This window comes from Lentibacillus populi (assembly GCA_014642895.1).
GTDB classification, from domain to species: domain Bacteria; phylum Bacillota; class Bacilli; order Bacillales; family Amphibacillaceae; genus Lentibacillus_C; species Lentibacillus_C populi.
This window is the reverse complement of the sequence record BMJD01000001.1, coordinates 55,037-71,936: the sequence shown is the minus strand read 5'-3', so window position 1 is coordinate 71,936 and position 16,900 is coordinate 55,037. Positions and strand designations below refer to the sequence as shown.

Annotated in this window: 11 protein-coding genes, 1 pseudogene and 1 other annotated feature; of the genes and pseudogenes, 3 read left to right on the top strand and 9 right to left on the bottom strand. The window is 39.2% G+C overall.

Annotation, left to right across the window (positions count from 1 at the left end):
* Positions 1 to 67: 67 nt before the first annotated feature.
* The 5 genes from IEX12_RS00395 to refZ form a co-directional block, all read right to left on the bottom strand.
* The gene (locus tag IEX12_RS00395; protein WP_088050878.1) at positions 68 to 274 is read right to left on the bottom strand and encodes an alpha/beta-type small acid-soluble spore protein; all 207 of its coding nucleotides are present in this window, start codon (positions 272 to 274) and stop codon (positions 68 to 70) included.
* A 153-nt stretch (positions 275 to 427) separates the two neighbouring features.
* Positions 428 to 1,630 (bottom strand): tRNA uracil 4-sulfurtransferase ThiI, encoded by a 1,203-nt coding sequence (gene thiI / locus IEX12_RS00390; RefSeq protein WP_088050879.1) that lies wholly within the window; start codon positions 1,628 to 1,630, stop codon positions 428 to 430.
* A 5-nt stretch (positions 1,631 to 1,635) separates the two neighbouring features.
* Positions 1,636 to 2,775, bottom strand: coding sequence for a cysteine desulfurase family protein (locus tag IEX12_RS00385; protein WP_102415037.1), 1,140 nt, complete (start codon positions 2,773 to 2,775; stop codon positions 1,636 to 1,638).
* Positions 2,776 to 2,860: 85 nt separating this feature from the next.
* Positions 2,861 to 4,555, bottom strand: coding sequence for a septation ring formation regulator EzrA (gene ezrA, locus IEX12_RS00380; RefSeq protein ID WP_088050881.1), 1,695 nt, complete (start codon positions 4,553 to 4,555; stop codon positions 2,861 to 2,863).
* Positions 4,556 to 5,162: 607 nt separating this feature from the next.
* A complete protein-coding gene (refZ, locus tag IEX12_RS00375; RefSeq protein ID WP_088050882.1) occupies positions 5,163 to 5,768 on the bottom strand; it encodes a forespore capture DNA-binding protein RefZ in 606 nt (201 codons plus the stop codon).
* Between the two features lie 115 nt (positions 5,769 to 5,883).
* Here refZ and msrC point away from each other — a divergent pair, with 115 nt between their 5' ends.
* Positions 5,884 to 6,366 (top strand): free L-methionine (R)-S-oxide reductase MsrC, encoded by a 483-nt coding sequence (msrC, locus tag IEX12_RS00370; protein ID WP_088050883.1) that lies wholly within the window; start codon positions 5,884 to 5,886, stop codon positions 6,364 to 6,366.
* Positions 6,367 to 6,438: 72 nt separating this feature from the next.
* Here msrC and IEX12_RS00365 read toward each other — a convergent pair whose 3' ends face one another.
* The gene (locus IEX12_RS00365) at positions 6,439 to 8,304 is read right to left on the bottom strand and encodes a sensor domain-containing diguanylate cyclase (protein WP_188724539.1); all 1,866 of its coding nucleotides are present in this window, start codon (positions 8,302 to 8,304) and stop codon (positions 6,439 to 6,441) included.
* Positions 8,305 to 8,674: 370 nt separating this feature from the next.
* Here IEX12_RS00365 and rpsD point away from each other — a divergent pair, with 370 nt between their 5' ends.
* Positions 8,675 to 9,277 (top strand): 30S ribosomal protein S4, encoded by a 603-nt coding sequence (rpsD, locus tag IEX12_RS00360; protein WP_088050885.1) that lies wholly within the window; start codon positions 8,675 to 8,677, stop codon positions 9,275 to 9,277.
* A gap of 1,062 nt (positions 9,278 to 10,339) precedes the next feature.
* Here rpsD and IEX12_RS00355 read toward each other — a convergent pair.
* From IEX12_RS00355 to IEX12_RS00345, 3 genes and pseudogenes are all read right to left on the bottom strand, one after another.
* Positions 10,340 to 11,155 carry a lipid II flippase Amj family protein gene (locus IEX12_RS00355; protein ID WP_088050886.1) on the bottom strand — a complete coding sequence of 272 codons (816 nt, stop codon included), beginning with the start codon at positions 11,153 to 11,155 and terminating at the stop codon, positions 10,340 to 10,342.
* A gap of 460 nt (positions 11,156 to 11,615) precedes the next feature.
* Positions 11,616 to 12,887, bottom strand: a complete 1,272-nt coding sequence (tyrS, locus tag IEX12_RS00350) for a tyrosine--tRNA ligase (protein WP_088050887.1) — start codon at positions 12,885 to 12,887, stop codon at positions 11,616 to 11,618.
* A gap of 60 nt (positions 12,888 to 12,947) precedes the next feature.
* Positions 12,948 to 13,154 (bottom strand) — a binding site (T-box leader).
* Positions 13,155 to 13,190: 36 nt separating this feature from the next.
* Positions 13,191 to 13,773, bottom strand: a pseudogene (locus tag IEX12_RS00345) (biotin transporter BioY).
* A gap of 188 nt (positions 13,774 to 13,961) precedes the next feature.
* On the opposite strand from IEX12_RS00345, the gene IEX12_RS00340 reads away from it, so the two are divergent.
* Positions 13,962 to 16,880 carry a transglycosylase domain-containing protein gene (locus IEX12_RS00340; RefSeq protein ID WP_308777083.1) on the top strand — a complete coding sequence of 973 codons (2,919 nt, stop codon included), beginning with the start codon at positions 13,962 to 13,964 and terminating at the stop codon, positions 16,878 to 16,880.
* The last annotated feature ends 20 nt before the right edge of the window (positions 16,881 to 16,900 follow it).

Genomic DNA, 16,900 nt, shown 5'->3' with positions numbered 1-16,900 from the left:
AAAGACATTATAGTAAGTTAAAATAGAAGGCTACCTCGACCCGAGGTAGCCTTCTTAGCCATTTCATTTAAAATTGTTGACGTCCGCTAAATTGTTGTTCAGCCATTGTTACCAAACGTTTTGTGATTTCTCCACCAACAGAACCGTTAGCACGAGAGGTAGTATCGGCACCAAGTTGTACGCCGAATTCTTGAGCAATCTCAGTCTTCATCTGATCCAATGCTTGTTGTACACCAGGTACAACTAATTGGTTTGAATTATTATTAGAAGCCATGTTCCTCACCTCCTTGGTACTTATATAATGTGTAACAAGGGGGACAAACATGCAATTTTTCTATTGGTAGTTCCTGTTAGAATTGCCAACTTGTTTTTACACCTTTATGAGATTATAAACATATTCAGCATAATCTCAAAAAACCGGAAGTAACTAAAATAAATCATCGAATTCTCCAACAGTATCACTCTTATTTGTTACCTTTACTGTTTCAATCCCTCGAACAGCTTCTTCAAGCATTTCCGTAATATTCATTTGCCCTTCAAAATAATTTACCTTTTCCCTTCCAGGCCTGGTCTTAGGTGATTTCGGGACAAAGATCGTACAGCAGTCTTCATACGGTCTAATAGAGATATCATACGTATGAATAGTTCGGGATACCTTAATGATGTCATTTTTATCCATAGCAATTAGCGGCCGGAGAATCGGCATAGTTGTCACTTCATTAATGGCATTCATACTTTCCATTGTTTGACTGGCTACCTGACCGAGACTTTCACCAGTTGTAATCGATAAAATATGTTCCTTTTCACAAAGTATTTCGCTTATTCTGAACATCATTCGCCGCATAATCGTCATAGCATATCCATCGGGCATTTCGCGAAAGATGGACTGCTGTACTTTGGTGAATGGGACAATATGCACCTTAACCGTATTTCCATATTCCGTTAGCTTACGGGCTAAATCAAGCACCTTTTGTTTGGCACGCTCACTGGTAAATGGCGGGGAGTGAAAATGAATTGCTTCAATTTCGACACCACGTTTCATTGCCAGGAATCCTGCAACGGGACTGTCGATTCCACCAGAAAGCATGAGTAATGTCTTTCCGGAAGTTCCGACCGGCAATCCTCCTAATCCAGGAATGATGCTTGCTGTAATATATGTTGCTTCCGTACGAATTTCAACTTTTACTTCCAGGTCCGGATTGTGTACATCGACTTTATATCTGGTAGTATTGACTAGTAAATGGGTTCCGATTACCTGGTTCATTTCCTGTGAATGAATCGGAAAGTTTTTATCGATTCGTTTGACAGAAACCTTGAATGTCTTCACATTTTCACTGGTGGTTAATGCATATAGTGCCGCATCTTTTATCTTTGTTTCATCATTTTCCACTTTGATTGCCAAGCTCAGACTATGAATCCCAAACACTTCTTTACATTTGGCAACAATCGGGACAGGATCCTCTCCATTCAACAGGACAAACATTCTTCCCTGTGTCCTTGTTACTTTTACGTCAGGGAAATCGGCTAATTTCCGCTGGATATTTTCTTGTAATTTAACGATAAATTTTTTTCTGTTTTTTCCTTTTAAGGCCATTTCACCATACCGGATTAATATATGATCGAATTCCATGCTATCTACTCCATTACCTCTTTTAATTGATCAACTGCTTTTTTCAGTGCCTGTAAAAAGGCTGTAACCTCTTGTCTTGTTGAATCATACGACAAACTTACCCGCAGTGCTGACGTTGTCCGTACTTTGTCCAACGCGCAGGCAGCTAAAATCCTGCTCTCATCCGTTAGTTTTGATGAGCATGCCGATTTTGTTGAGATATAAATTTGCTGCTCGCCAAGCATATGAATAATAACTTCCGGCTTCAAGCCTGGAACAGAAAAATTGATGATATGCGGTGCCGCATTTTCTGGTGTATTAATCACAACCCCATGAATCTTTTCCAATTCAGTGCGCAGATAATCCCGTAATTTGGTCATTTCCCCATTATTATTTTTCTGTTTATCGGAAATTAAACGTAATGCCTTTGCCATAGCGACTGCACCGGGCAAATTTTCGGTTCCGGATCTGATATTCCGTTCCTGGTGACCACCATGGAATAATGGAAATAATTTCGTGCGTTTGTTAACATATAAAATACCTGTACCCTTCAGACCATGAATTTTATGACCGGACATCGTACATAGATCAATCCCGCTATTTTTCAGTTTTAATGGGAGTTTTCCCAATCCTTGTACATCATCAACATGGAAAAACAATTTCGGATTGTTTTTTGCAATAGAACCGATTTCTTCGATCGGCTGAACTGACCCGAGTTCATTATTAACATGCATAATACTAATCAAAATCGTATCGTTTCGAATAGCTTGTTTCACATCCGCTATGGATACGAGACCATTTTGGTTAACAGGTAAATATGTCACCGCAAATCCTAATGTTTCCAAAGCGTGACATGCTTCTAATACCGATGGATGCTCAATTTCTGACGTAATAATATGTTTTCCCCGCGTCTGATGTTCGAGTGCAATTCCTTTAATCGCTGTATTATTACCTTCCGTGCCTCCAGAGGTGAAAATTATTTCGTCCGGTTCAACCCGTAAAATCTTTGCTGTTTGTTCTTTCGCCTTCAGCAGCAGTTTTTCCGCTTCTCCACCAAACTGGTGAATCGAAGAAGGATTTGCAAAATAGCTTTCCGATACTTGTTGAAAACTTTTTATTACCTCAGGATATGGTTTCGTTGTAGCACTATTATCTAGATAGATCATTTATCCAACCTCTTTTGTAAAAAATAGACAAGGCTGGCTCAGGGAAACGGATTTCATCATTTCCATAAGACAGCCTTCCGTGTAACTAATTCATAACCTCTTCTTGAAATGCCTCAATTCGTTTTAAGGCACCTGGCTCAATTTCTTCCAGCGCCTTTGCAGCTTGTTCCAGTGATAATTCGTATTCATATGATCTGAATAATCGTTCGGATTCAGCCAATTTTGCTGCCAGGAGTGGATATTTGCTGCGATACCGGTTCGCATATTGAATTACCTGCTCCGTTAGATACGCCTGGTCAAGCATTATATCGGTTTGTTCCATTAGTGAATCAACTTTCCTTTGCGCTTCCGCCAATGTTTGTTGAACTTCTGTAATATCTAATGGCTGTTTTTCCAACGCCTTCAAAACCTGCATATTTTTTTCGCTTGCCGCCTCCGACAAGTTCCAAATAAATGTGGGAACCCCCGGGATATTACTTTTATTTAATTTACGCATGGTGTTGCTAAGCTGATTTTTCATTTCGGAAAGCTTTTCTTTCGCCTCCAGTTCATCTTTTCGCAAATTCCGAATCCGGTTTTTAAATTCTTCATGCTCCGCTTGCAGTGTTTCAATCTGTTGAAAACCGGCTTCCAAGCTGTCGCGCAGCTCTGAATGTGACTTTTTTTCGTTTTCCATATTTGCGGACAGGTCTTCCAGTTGTTTGTTGAGTTGGGAGATAGCTTTATCCAGCGTTAAATATTTTTCCATATCTCCATCTTCAAAATAATAGGCCCTTTTTAATGATTCCACTTCTGCTTTTGTCTCATGAAAAGAGGTACCTAATTCATTCAGTAAATGCTGATAGTTTGGAATTTGTGTTTCCATATAATTTTTGGCAATTGCCTCTTTTTCCAGCAGCACATACATTTCTTTTATTCGCTCATCCATCTCGGGAATAATCAATTTTGCATCCTCGGAATTGCCTTTATCCAATGAGCGGACGCAATCCAGTAAACGGCGCTGATAGCTATGTATTTCCTTCTCAAATCCCAGATGTTCCACACGGTAGCCATCCTCCTTCATGCCCTTCAATCCAGTATATAAATCATCTAGTTGTGCAGGCAACTCCTGGGTACAGGCTTTGTAAATGGACGGAAACTCTGCCATTTGCTGCTGAAGTGATTCAAGCTCCACTTTTAATTCATCAACAATTTGCTGTGCTTCGTAATAATCACCGGATTTGGTGAGGCCATGGTACTTTGCCAGTTTTTCTTCGAGCTCATCCATTGCCACATCAAAGCGAACCTCTGCCTTGCCATATAAATACCGCTGCTGTGACAATTTTTTTCGCAATGCTTTTATTTCTGGTTCGATATGTTCAATTTCCAGCCGGCTGTTTTCCTCTGATTCAAGCAATTCGTCCAATTCCTGTAATATCTTTTCAATATTTTCTTCAATCGATTGCAATGTTTGCCCTGACTTGCGCAAAATTTTTCTGGCAGTTGGAAAACGGTATTTATCAGCAGCTTCCTCCGCTTCGAACAAAAGCTCCTCAACATCAGTCAACTCACGCGTTACGATATATTCCCAACGTTCTTTCCATGCTTCAAACTTTTCCTGTGTTTCCCCGGATAAATTTAAACTTTTAATGCGCTGCAATTCAGAAGCAATATTCCGGTTCATAATATCCAGTTTCCAGCTTTCCTGCCGATCTACAACATCATATACCCGTTTTCGTAAAATAAGGCCAACAATAATTAATGCAATAATAACTAATATCGTTCCGATGATATATGCCATACAAATCCTCCTAATATTCCTTCCTGCATAAGAGGGTAACTCCCTAAATCTCTTGAAAAACAGGTATGTTCAAAACGTCCGGTAAAATGACACCTTGGTGTACTTTTCAATCCTTTTTTATCCTACTTTTGAACCCACGCTCAAAAATTAAATATGTAAACTCAGACTTTATTATTAATATGATACCACGTAAACAGCAATTTTGGCTAAAAAAAACCAAATAAATTCACGATTTGACAAATTTTTTATTTAAAAAGACGGAACAAAGGCGGAAGCGCCCGGTTAGCGGCGTATATGCTGCGCCCTGCCAAGCGGGGTGGTTCGGTGTTGCCGCGCAAAGCGGCGGTTTTAACCGAACATTCCTACCGTAGGAGATAAAGGAAACATGCCCCTGCAAAAGGGGTATGCCGACGTTGGCCGCAAAGGCCGTTCTTAGTCGGCCTTCCTCCTTCCCCGAACCGATGTTGACTTATCGTACGGAGGTGAAGGAAGCATACTAGCCGCTGGGCGCTGGAGCCGGACGTGGACTACCCTGACATGAGCGGAATAGAGCCCGGATTCTTATTACTTTCTTACCTATAAAAAAAGAAATAGGTCGCCCATTTCCTTAATCTGCAACAATAAAATCCAGCCATTCATGAATCGTTTGCACATATTTACGGACAAACATCTGGTGAGAGTGCTCGCCAATCACTTGATTTTTCCATTCGTTCTGCAGTATATATGGGGTAATTAACATCCCTTTCAATTGCATTAACAAAAACTGCCTGTCCAATTCCTGTTTTTTATGTTTGCCCAATATCGCGAAAAATGCATTGCTTATATAATAATTTTCCTTTGCTATGTATGTAACGGCCATTTCCCTGACAAACACGGAATCAAGAGAAAGCTCACGCAGAATAAAACAAGAAAATTGATGATTATTTTGTCTGTACTGTATAATAGTTTCAATTAACTTTTTCAATCGGCTTAATTCCGTGTCATGTTCAGACTGTTGCAGTGTGTCCTCGATTGTCTTAAGGTATGTCTCATAATATTGTGTTACACCGTGCTCCAATAGTCCTTGCTTACTTTTAAAATAATAACTAATCAGCGAAACGTTAACACAAGCCTTATCAGCAATGTCACGTACCGATGTGCCGTGAAACCCTTTTTGAAAAAACAGGGAAGAGGCTGCATCGATAACCTTTTGTTTTGAGGGGTTATTTTTCAATGTTTTCATCTCCTTACTTCATATTTACGACAAAGTGGACGATAATCCTGCAATTTCTTCTCGACATTTCCTGCAAACCAATGTCGAAATTCACCAGCAGAAAGGAAAATGAAGAATGTTTCAAGCACAAGTGTATTCCGGTGATAAAGTGAAAGATTTCGAACTGCTTCTTAAACAGCTAAAAGCCCTATCGGAAGGTGAAACAGATCCAATTGCGATAATGGCTAATGCATCTGCATTATTAAATCAGTTTTTACCTGACATAAACTGGGTTGGTTTTTACCTTTGGAAAGATGACGAACTCGTTCTGGGCCCCTTTCAGGGATTGCCTGCTTGTATCCGCATTCCATTTGGAAAAGGTGTGTGCGGAACCGCGATAAAAGAGCGAAAAACCAAACGGGTAGCGGACGTCAACCAATTTCCTGGACATATTGCCTGTGACAGTGCGAGCCGTTCCGAAGTTGTTGTACCTTTAATCATAAATAATGAGATTTACGGTGTATTGGATATTGACAGTCCAAGCACAAACCGGTTTGATAAGACAGATGAAGTATATATTGAAAAATTTGCCAAGATCGTCGAAGGATTTTTAAGTTAAGCCTAAACCTTAAAGCTGCGGTCAGCCATACTGGAACCGCAGCTTTTAAATTCTCATTCATTCCCCTCTTCTTCACTTGATACTGTTTTTTCGTTCATTTTCTTTGACAACGCAATTTTTACCAACACTTTTTGCTTCATACAATGCTTTGTCAGCCCGGATAAACAATTCCTTCACAGAATCATTGGTATTATTGGTCCATGTTGACACCCCACAGGAGAGTGTAATTAACGGATTGGTAGTAGTTTCTGCCTGCTTTCTGATTTGAGTCGCCAGTTGTACGCCGTCATCCACTGTTGCATCAGGCAAATAGATAGCCAGTTCTTCCCCGCCCCACCGTGCAGGTATATCATCATTACCTAAATTTATTTTTATAATTTCAGCAACTTGTTTAATGACGTCATCACCAGTGTTATGTCCATATGTGTCGTTAACCATCTTAAAATCATCGATATCAAATAATATTAATGCACCACGATCAGCAGTTGCCATATGAAGCTGAATTTTCTCATCCAAATAATTTCTTGAATATAATGTTGTCAGATAATCTGTAATAACTGCATTCTCTAATCGATCTTTCAAAATTGCGTTTGCCAATGCTAATGTGGAATGCTGAATCAATGATTGCATTAATTTAAAGCTTTCAAAAGAAAAATAGTATGCCTCTTCATGCATAATCGTAACCATGCCATGAATTTTCCCGGAATTGAGCATTGGAATCACCATTACGGAACAAAATGGAAGCTTGAGCATCTCTTTAAAATCACCGCTGAAAATGGCTTCCTTTTTCCATTCCAATTCATCAAGCATGTGCTTTGTAAACTGGCGACCTTGTTTTGAATAATGATAGTCGGTACTTCCAGGTAAAATATCAAATTTTCCCTCTTCTTCAAGATAATAAATAAACCCGACCTGCGATGTACGACATGTATCAATGATTTGCTGTTTAACGATTGCTGTTATCTCTGAAAGTTTTAGATTTGAATTTAATTGATGTGTGGCATCATTAATCATCTTTAGATCCGATATCAGTCGTTTCGAATAGGAGTAAAGGGTTACGTTTTCAATTGCTTTCCCTGCAGCATTTGCAAATTGCCTCATAAATTCAATTTCTTCATCAGGAAAGTTAACCACTCTTGGCGTAACGATTTGCAGAACGCCGTAAACACCTTGACTGCCTTTTAACGGCGCATATAAGCAAGTATTTTTTTCCCGCACACGATCTTCCAATTGCACCTCACCGGATATAAATGCCTGGGTGCTAACCCGTTTTGTCTCATCATCACTATATTCAATCGTTTTAACAGGAAGCGAATGATCCACCTGGTAATCCTGTGATAATAAGAGATAGTATGTAAATTTTGGATATCTTATTTTTAACGAATTGATAATTTCGATTAATATATCGTTTTTATTTGTTAACGAATAAAAGCGGGTTGTTAAGTAAAACAAAAATTCATTCCTGCTCTCGCTGTCTCTCCTCCCCCGAAAATAGTTCACAATACCCATAAAATGCTCTAACTCGTTTTTCAGTAACAAGAGTAATTTATCTGCTCCCGGGTCACAGCTTGCCGGAATGGACAATCCAACGAAGCTCGACGGCTTATATTCGGGTGTAATCGGGATTATAAATGCTTCCTTTGTACCCGGGGGGTTAAACGCTTCTTGAACACGGACAATTTTATTCTGATGAATAGCCAAGTTGCCGTCTCGTAAAAGACATTGCTCGTTAAGCTGCAACATTTGACTAGTAATTTGCTTAAACGTATTATTCCAGTCATCATGTTCATAAATCACTATAACGGAAACCTTTAGACTATCCTGCAGTTTCATAATAAGCCGGGAAAGAAGTTCATCATACGAACAGGTTGGCACTTCCTTTATCAGTTCAAAAAATATACTTCTTAATTTTTCTTGCCATTGTATGCTCACACTCATCATATTACCACCTGTCATGAGGATAATTGGGTTTGAATATTAAATTATTTTGAAATGGGTCTTTATACATAAAGTATAAACTATATAGTTATTTTTTCCTATAAAATAATATAAGAAAACTTTATTTCTATTGTGTATTTTGCTAAAATCATTGACTTTCCTTGATAAAACTTATATACTGTTCCTTGTGTAAAATAAAAGCGGCCTATGTGAACCACGTATGTCATCATTTTGTTCCTTTTGAAACAAGTTCAGAAGGTGTATCGTGTAACTCTCTGCTGCTGGAGCGATGGTACATGAAAACAAAATGAGCAGCGCCGGAACACGCACTTTTTTTTATGCAAATATACTATAAAGGAGGAAATGTCTAATGGCACGATATACTGGATCCGTATGGAAAAAATCACGTCGTCTTGGCATTTCATTAACTGGAACTGGTAAGGAATTAGATAAACGTCCTTACGCTCCTGGGCAGCATGGCCCGAACCAACGCAAGAAGGTTTCGGAATATGGCTTGCAACAGCAAGAGAAACAAAAACTGCGCTTCATGTACGGCTTGAATGAACGTCAATTTAAAAATACGTTTAATGAAGCTGGTAAAATGAAAGGTATCCATGGTGAAAACTTCATGGTGTTACTAGAGTCCCGCTTGGATAACATCGTATTTCGCCTTGGCTTAGCACGTACACGCAGACAAGCTCGTCAACTGGTAAACCATGGTCACGTTACGGTAGATGGTAAACGTGTAGATATCCCATCTTACCGTTTAAAACCTGGTCAAGTTATTGGTTTGCGCGAACGTTCACGCAACCTTGATATCGTGAAAGAAGCAATTGACGTAAATAACTTCGTACCAGAATATCTATCATTTGATGAGGATAAATTGGAAGGTACGTATACACGTTACCCAGAACGTTCAGAGCTTCCAGCAGAAATAAATGAAGCACTGATTGTTGAATTCTATTCACGTTAATTGAAATGTCGGGAAATCGATAGTATTTTAAACCCTGGAAAACGTTGCATCAACGTTTTCCAGGGTTTTTTTGATGGTTTTTGAAAAAAGATTGTTTAAAACGGATTAGTCCTCATGAATTGGTACATTTTTCAGCAAAAACACCCGTTTACTGAACAAATGATTTATACTAGCTGTTGTTAAATTAATGCCAGTTTGAAGAAGACAAAAAATTCCTAATTAATTACAGTATAAATGATAGCTATATGTTATAATAAAACACAATAGACTGGCTTCGCATGAGGGGTTTGGCAGCACTGTCGATCTGCCGTTAGTCAACGCTTAGAGACTTCCCAGGGAGGGAGGTGCTTGCCAATGGACATTGTTAGTGCACTAACGCTGATGATATCCTTCGGGATGTTGGTGGCGTTTATTATGTCTGACAAAAACCATAAAAAATAACCCCTCATATGCGTTTGACCAGCGCTGAGGGATTATTTTTTCCTTAAGCTGCCTAGCCCCTCTTGATGGGGTTCGGTCTATTGCGACCGCTCCATGTAACAGCATGGGCGGTCTTTATTAGTGTATGCACTTATCATCTTTCTATGTTAATTATACCACGAAATCAATGTTTATACACATTTATTTTTTTACTTTTTGTTCCTTCAGTATCATTTTTAAACTGACATCGGACGCAATCTGTTTTTTGGATAAATTCTTACACCACCAGTACTACAAACAGGGTAATCCTATGTAGATATAGAAAGTAACAGTTATATTAATGTCTCTACTCGTTCTGGGTAGTTGCAAATTGGGTAATTATCCTCTTACAAAAGACACATTCTTATTTAACAAGCGTTCCCGTTAGTTGTATAGCTCAAATTACAACTCTAACTCGTCTTTGGTTCCTTTGCTAATGAACGCATTATAATTGTTGTACCTGTTTTGTTAGCAAAAATACTTACACCTAGAGGGACACCCCACTAAATTGTTGCAGTTGTCGTCGCAAACGACACCATTAGAAGTGTAATACTCATCATAATAATTCTTATTCCAGATCCACGTCCGATTGTGGAAAGAATTTTAAACTATAAATTGTGTGAACCAAGCAATATATTTTGCACCAGGGATAAAGAACAATTGTGCCAGCAATGTACCTAATAGTCTTGATGTAACCATCATCAAGGAAATGTTTTTAAGTGTTTGATAACTACCTCTCTGATTAACAACATCATCAGCAACCACGGAAACTTTTGGATCAACAAAAATAACTAACAGTATTGTTGCCATACCATTTATTAAACCGGATGCCATAATAGCTGTTGAGGCACGCTCAGGTGTTAGTAATGCTGCATATAATGCAGATAACACACCAATTGTATATATTGCGGTTATTACCATATTTACCAAAAACAATCTTATTGGAATATCTTTGATTTTAGTATCTTTTAGGTATGAAAATTTTGGTAAAGTAAAATGTGTTATACCGCGTTTTATGTACTGTAAGGAAAATAGTCTTTTAAATAAAGAAGGAACAGAGCCCTTTTCTTCAGATAAATGAATGATTGCCCTTGAAAATAGAGCTATAAAAGTAGGAAGTAAAAGTATCCCAAAAATTGTTCCAACTGTGGATGCCCCTATGAGAAAACGAAATTGAGTAGCTACAAACTCTTGTGCATTATTACTTGGCGCAGTATCGATTAAACTCCCCGTAAAAGGTTGCTGCATCATATTTGCCAATCTTGAAACCATCACCATTATATTAAAAAGGGATAAAGCAGAAGCGATCATCTTTACCCTTGCACCCGATAACCTCACAGCATAAGCGAGCGTTTCAATAGAATGAATGATAAAAATAAATAAAGCTATGTATATTAATTTATCAGTAACAATCTCCAAGATAGTACCTTCTTTTTAATCAGTTTTGTTATTATCATTGTATATAAATATATGAAAAGGTCCCTCGACAAAATGGCCATAAAAAGGGATACAGGCGCTAATCCTTTATTCAAGTCAAGCGCCCTTTTCTGGAATCAACTTTTGTTATCTTCCTTTTTTATTTTTCTATCTCGGAAGGATGGCTGGTGGCAACAATGGACACCACAATCATGGCAAGCAATATAACTACTAAAATTACTTGAGTTGCTCTTAATATCTTTTCAATACTCCTCAAACCCCTTGTTATTCTTTAACAATATGCCCTGTTTGTTGAATTGTAACAATCCATCTTGGCAACGTTATTGTATTAAACATTTTTATAAATTATCAAACTTTATTTCAAAGCTACAACCAACACCCAAAGTCACACAAACTTCCTATATAAAGCGAGTATCCGATAACTAAGATACTCGCTTTAATTTTATTGATACTTGATCAAAAAGTACTTCTTCTTCCCTCTCCGAATAACGGTAAACTTATCCCCGATTCGATCACCAGAAGAAATCGTGTATTGCACATCCTGGTTTCGTTCACCATTGATATAAATTGCGCCATTGTTGACATCTTCTCTTGCCTGTCGTTTGGACGGGGAAATGGAAGCGTTCACCAAAAGATCGATGATGCCAATTTCCTGTTTTTCCATATCATATGTTGGAACGTCTTTGAAACCTTGCTCAATATCATCTGCAGACAACTGCTTTATGTTACCACTAAATAACGCTGCAGATATTTTTTGGGCCTGGTCAAGTGCTTCCTGACTGTGAACCATTCGGGTAACTTCCTCTGCCAATCGTTTTTGTGCCAGCCGCTTTTCTGGATGTTGTTCCACTTCCCGCTGCAGTTGTTCCATTTCATCCTGCTCCAAAAACGTAAAGTATTGTAGAAATTTAATCACATCACGATCATCCGTATTAATCCAGAACTGGTAAAATTCATATGGTGTCGTTTTTTTCGGATCGAGCCAGATAGCCCCGCCAGCAGTTTTGCCAAATTTTGTGCCATCGGCTTTGGTAATAAGCGGAACAGTCAACCCATAAACTTTAATTTCCTCATCCGGTTGCGTATTTGTTCGACGAATTAATTCCATGCCAGCTGTAATATTGCCCCATTGATCACTACCGCCGATTTGTAATGTACAATGCTCCTGCTCATATAACTTAAGGAAATCAAGCGACTGCAAAATCATATAACTGAATTCAGTAAATGAAATTCCTTGCTCAATTCGTGCTGAAACCGATTCTTTTGCAAGCATGTAGTTAATCCCAAAGTGTTTCCCGGCATCACGCAGAAAATCGATTATCGTCATGCTCGCCAACCAATCATGATTGTTACGGGCAACTGCTGCATTCTCCCCATGATTAAAGTCAAGCAGATGTGCTAATTGTTGTTTGATTTTGTCACTGTATCCTTTGACGACCGCAGCCTCATTTAACGATCGTTCGGTTGATCGCCCGCTCGGATCCCCAATCATCCCTGTTCCGCCGCCAATCAAAGCTATTGGCTTGTGCCCTGCCCGCTGAAACCGTTTCAGCATTAATACAGGAACTAGATGACCAATATGCAGACTGTCAGCCGTTGGATCAAATCCGGCATATAACGTCACCTGGTTGTTCTGCAAATATTCGTCCAATCCCTGTAAATCTGTAGTTTGGTGAATTAATCCCCGATTTTGTAAATCACTCAAAATATTCATCTTGCTCATTCTCCTTTAAACTGTTCTAGAAAATAAATAAAAAAATCCCATCCCTAACGGTAAAGGGACGAGATTTTGCTCGCGGTACCACCCTTGTTGCACATACATGCCACTTTGGGGTTGTTAACGATGCACTCACCGTTTTTCTTTGCGAAAGAAAAAAGCTCCGGATTGTAATTCGTTCAGCAAATATATACTAGTTCCCACCACCACTAGCTCGCTTCAACAGGGATTTGCTTCACTACTTCGATCCTTCCATGCCTTTTATATAAATAGTATTATCTATTTTTATCACACTTCCAATTAAAATGCAATTAATATTTCAAGCACTTTTCGCCTCAGCAGGATATTCGCCCGTATTAATCGATTTCTAAGCAAAATTCCAATCCAGCTGGCCAAAACAGCTTTCATTAAACCAACTACAATGAAAGGATAAACGCCTGATGCTAAAGCGAGTGACCAGTTCAAATCAAGGACGAATTTCAATTGAATTGTACCGCATAGCAATGTGATGATCATTCCTGCTATATTAGCAACAATAGCCATGGAAAAAGTGAAACTTGTCCTTTCCAAAATAAGTCCAGTGACAAAAGCTGTTAGAATAAATCCAAAAATGTAGCCGCCTGTTGGTCCTATCAATACCTGGGCACCTCCACTAAAACCGGCAAATACCGGGGCCCCGACTACTCCCAAAGCAGCATAGCATATCATTGCAATAGCCCCTAGCTTACTGCCAATAATGGTCGCGGTTAAGCCAACTCCCAATGTTTGCCCACTTATTGGCACAAGCGGGAGCGGTAACTTCAACTTGTGCTAACACGGCCGTAATAGCTGCAAACAGCGCACATATGATGACTTTTCGTAAATTTGACTGACTTTGATTCATTCGGCACCTCCATATATGTAAACTAATTATTAATAAGGTTAACATAAATATTGTCAAATTACTATACCTTTTCAAACAAAGGGACACCAATCGCTCTTATCAGGATAATCTGAAAATCTCATATTCTATGTACTACTGAAAAAGCGCATATGCTATAATATAATATGGAATTTTAGGAGGTTTTTATCGTGGATAATTTCAAGCAAATACTTCATAAATATAACAAAAAAGTGAAAGAGATGTGGAAAGCCGGAAAAATCCAGCGTTCCTCCCGTGTAACGTATGATATTGTTTGGAATATTATCCTGATTTTCATCGTTGTCGGTGTAGTCGGAGCCGTCTTTGCATTTGGTGTTGGTGCAGGTTATTTCGCTTCACTTGTTAAAGATGAACCAATCCGAAGTTATGACGAAATGGAAAAAGATATCTATAATTATGAAGAAACGTCAGAGCTCTATTTTGCCGACAATAACTATATCGGTGATGTTCAATCAGACATACATAGAGAAGAAGTTTCACTAAAAAATGTCTCTGATACACTGCTGAATGCAGTCGTCGCCACAGAGGATGAAAATTTTCGGGAGCACAAAGGTGTTGTACCAAAGGCAATCGTTCGTGCCGTTGTTCAAGAAGCCACCAATGCTGATGTTAAAACAGGCGGAAGTACATTAACACAGCAGCTAATCAAAAATCAGATACTGACGAATGAAGTATCTTTTGAACGGAAAGCAAAGGAAATATTATTATCACTTCGCTTGGAACGCTTCTTCAGTAAAGACCAAATCCTGGAAGCCTATTTGAATATTATTCCATATGGTCGTGATGCTTCAGGGCAAAATATTGCCGGAATTCAAACGGCCGCGCAAGGTGTATTTGGCGTTGATGCAAAAGATTTAAATCTTCCGCAATCAGCTTATCTTGCCGGATTGCCGCAGAGTCCTTCTTACTATACACCATTTGCCAATAAGGGCGAATTAAAGAAAAAAGAGGATTTGAAACCCGGTATAAATCGGATGAAGTCGGTACTAAAACGAATGTATGAAGAAAAATATATTACAAAAAAAGAATATGACAAGGCACTAAATTACGATATTGCAGCTGATTTTACAAAGGCTTCGAAATCTGCCATTGAGAAATATCCATACCTGACCTATGAACTTGAAAAACGTGCAAAAGAAATTCTTGCCAAGAAGTTGGCAAAAGATGATGGGTATACAGCAGAAGACCTGAAAAATGATAAAAAATTACGTGAAGAATATATGATTCTGGCGGACCGTGATATGCGGCAAAAAGGCTATGAAATACATTCAACAATTAACAAAAAGACCTATGAAGCATTTCAGAAAATAGCAAAGGAATATGACAACTATGGGCCTGACAAACCGGAAACAGTGGAAAATAAAAAAGGTGAAAAAGTGGAAGTCATGGATCCTGTACAGGTCGGCGGTATTCTAATAGAGAATAAAACTGGAAAGATTCTTAGCTTTGTCGGTGGACGCGGTTATAGTGCCGAGAGTCAACTAAACCATGCAACAGATGCTAAGCGCCCTAATGGCAGTACGATGAAACCGCTGCTTGTGTATGCACCAGCAATGGAGGCAGGTGTTATTCAGCCAGGTACACCGATCTTGGACTACAAGATTGACGCTAAATATAGCCCTAATAACTATGCCGGTGGTTACCATGGTATCGTGTCTGCCCGCCAAGCATTGGCTCAATCGTACAACATTCCGACAGTAAAAATATACAAACAGATCATGGATTCTGACCCGGTCAGCAAGTATTTGGAAAAGATGGGGATTACCTCATTAAACGAAGAGGAACATTACCATGAATCCTTGGCGCTTGGACAGCCGACACACGGGATAACAATTGAAGAAAATGTAAATGCCTTTACAACATTTGGCAATAACGGCAATTTTGTTGATGCCTATATGATTGAGAAAATCACTACAAAAGATGGTGACGTTATTTACCAACATAAAGGGAAGCCGGTCGAAGTTTTCACACCGCAAACAAACTATTTAACCATCGATTTAATGCGTGACGTTATTAGCAGCGGTACAGCAGCATATCTGAATTCTCAGTTACATCAACCCGGAGTCGACTGGGCAGGAAAAACCGGAACCTCAGAAGACTGGAAAGATGCATGGTTTGTTGCCACAAATCCAAATGTAACATTTGGTACGTGGATGGGTTACGATACACCAAAAAGTCTGCAATGCAGCGGATGCTCACTGAGCTACAGTAACCGTAACATCAAATTATGGGCGCAGTTAATCAACAAAGCGACAGAGATTAATCCCGATTTGATGGCACCGGGAAATAGCTTTAAAAGCCCTGATGGTATTGCTTCACGCAGTTACTGTGCTACTTCCGGAATGCTGCCGTCTGAGTTATGTCAAAAGGCAGGATTGGTACAGTCGGATATATTTAACACAAAATATGTACCAACCAAAACAGATGATAGTCTGATAGGCGGCAGCGGCAGTCTGGTCAAAGTAAATGGAAGAACTGTTGCAGCTGGTCCAAAAACGCCGAATGAATTTACGACAGGGAGCGGGCTTGCCTTTAATCCGGAGTTTTTAAAACGGGAAGGATATGATAAATATAGCGATTTATCTGTTTTATTCCCTAGAACAAATCGGGAGCTGTGGGAAAAAATCGGTACAACAGGTGGAGGTGCAAGTAGTGGTTCGATTAGTGATGATGGGAAAAGCCCAGGAGCACCGCCGTCTGTTTCCAGCTCCGGAAATACGCTTTCCTGGTCAAAATCGGCCAGTAACGATGTTGTCGGTTATCGTATCTATCGCGCAGCAGCACCAAGTGGGTCATTCTCATTAATTGGCAGCACTACATCAACAAGCTTCTCGGTACCAAAAGGAAAAGGCGTTTATATTGTAAAAGCAGTTGATTATTTTGGACTGGAATCTTCCGGATCCAGTGAAGTTAAACTCGGTGATTTCCCCGATCCTAAAAAGGAAAAAAAGGATAAACCCGAAAAAAAAGAAGATAAAAAAGCTGACAAAAAAGTCGATAAGAAAGAGGACAAGAATACCGACAGCACACCGGATGATTCCGGAGATGACTCAGAAGATGAATCATAGGGTAAGATCGGCATTTCGCA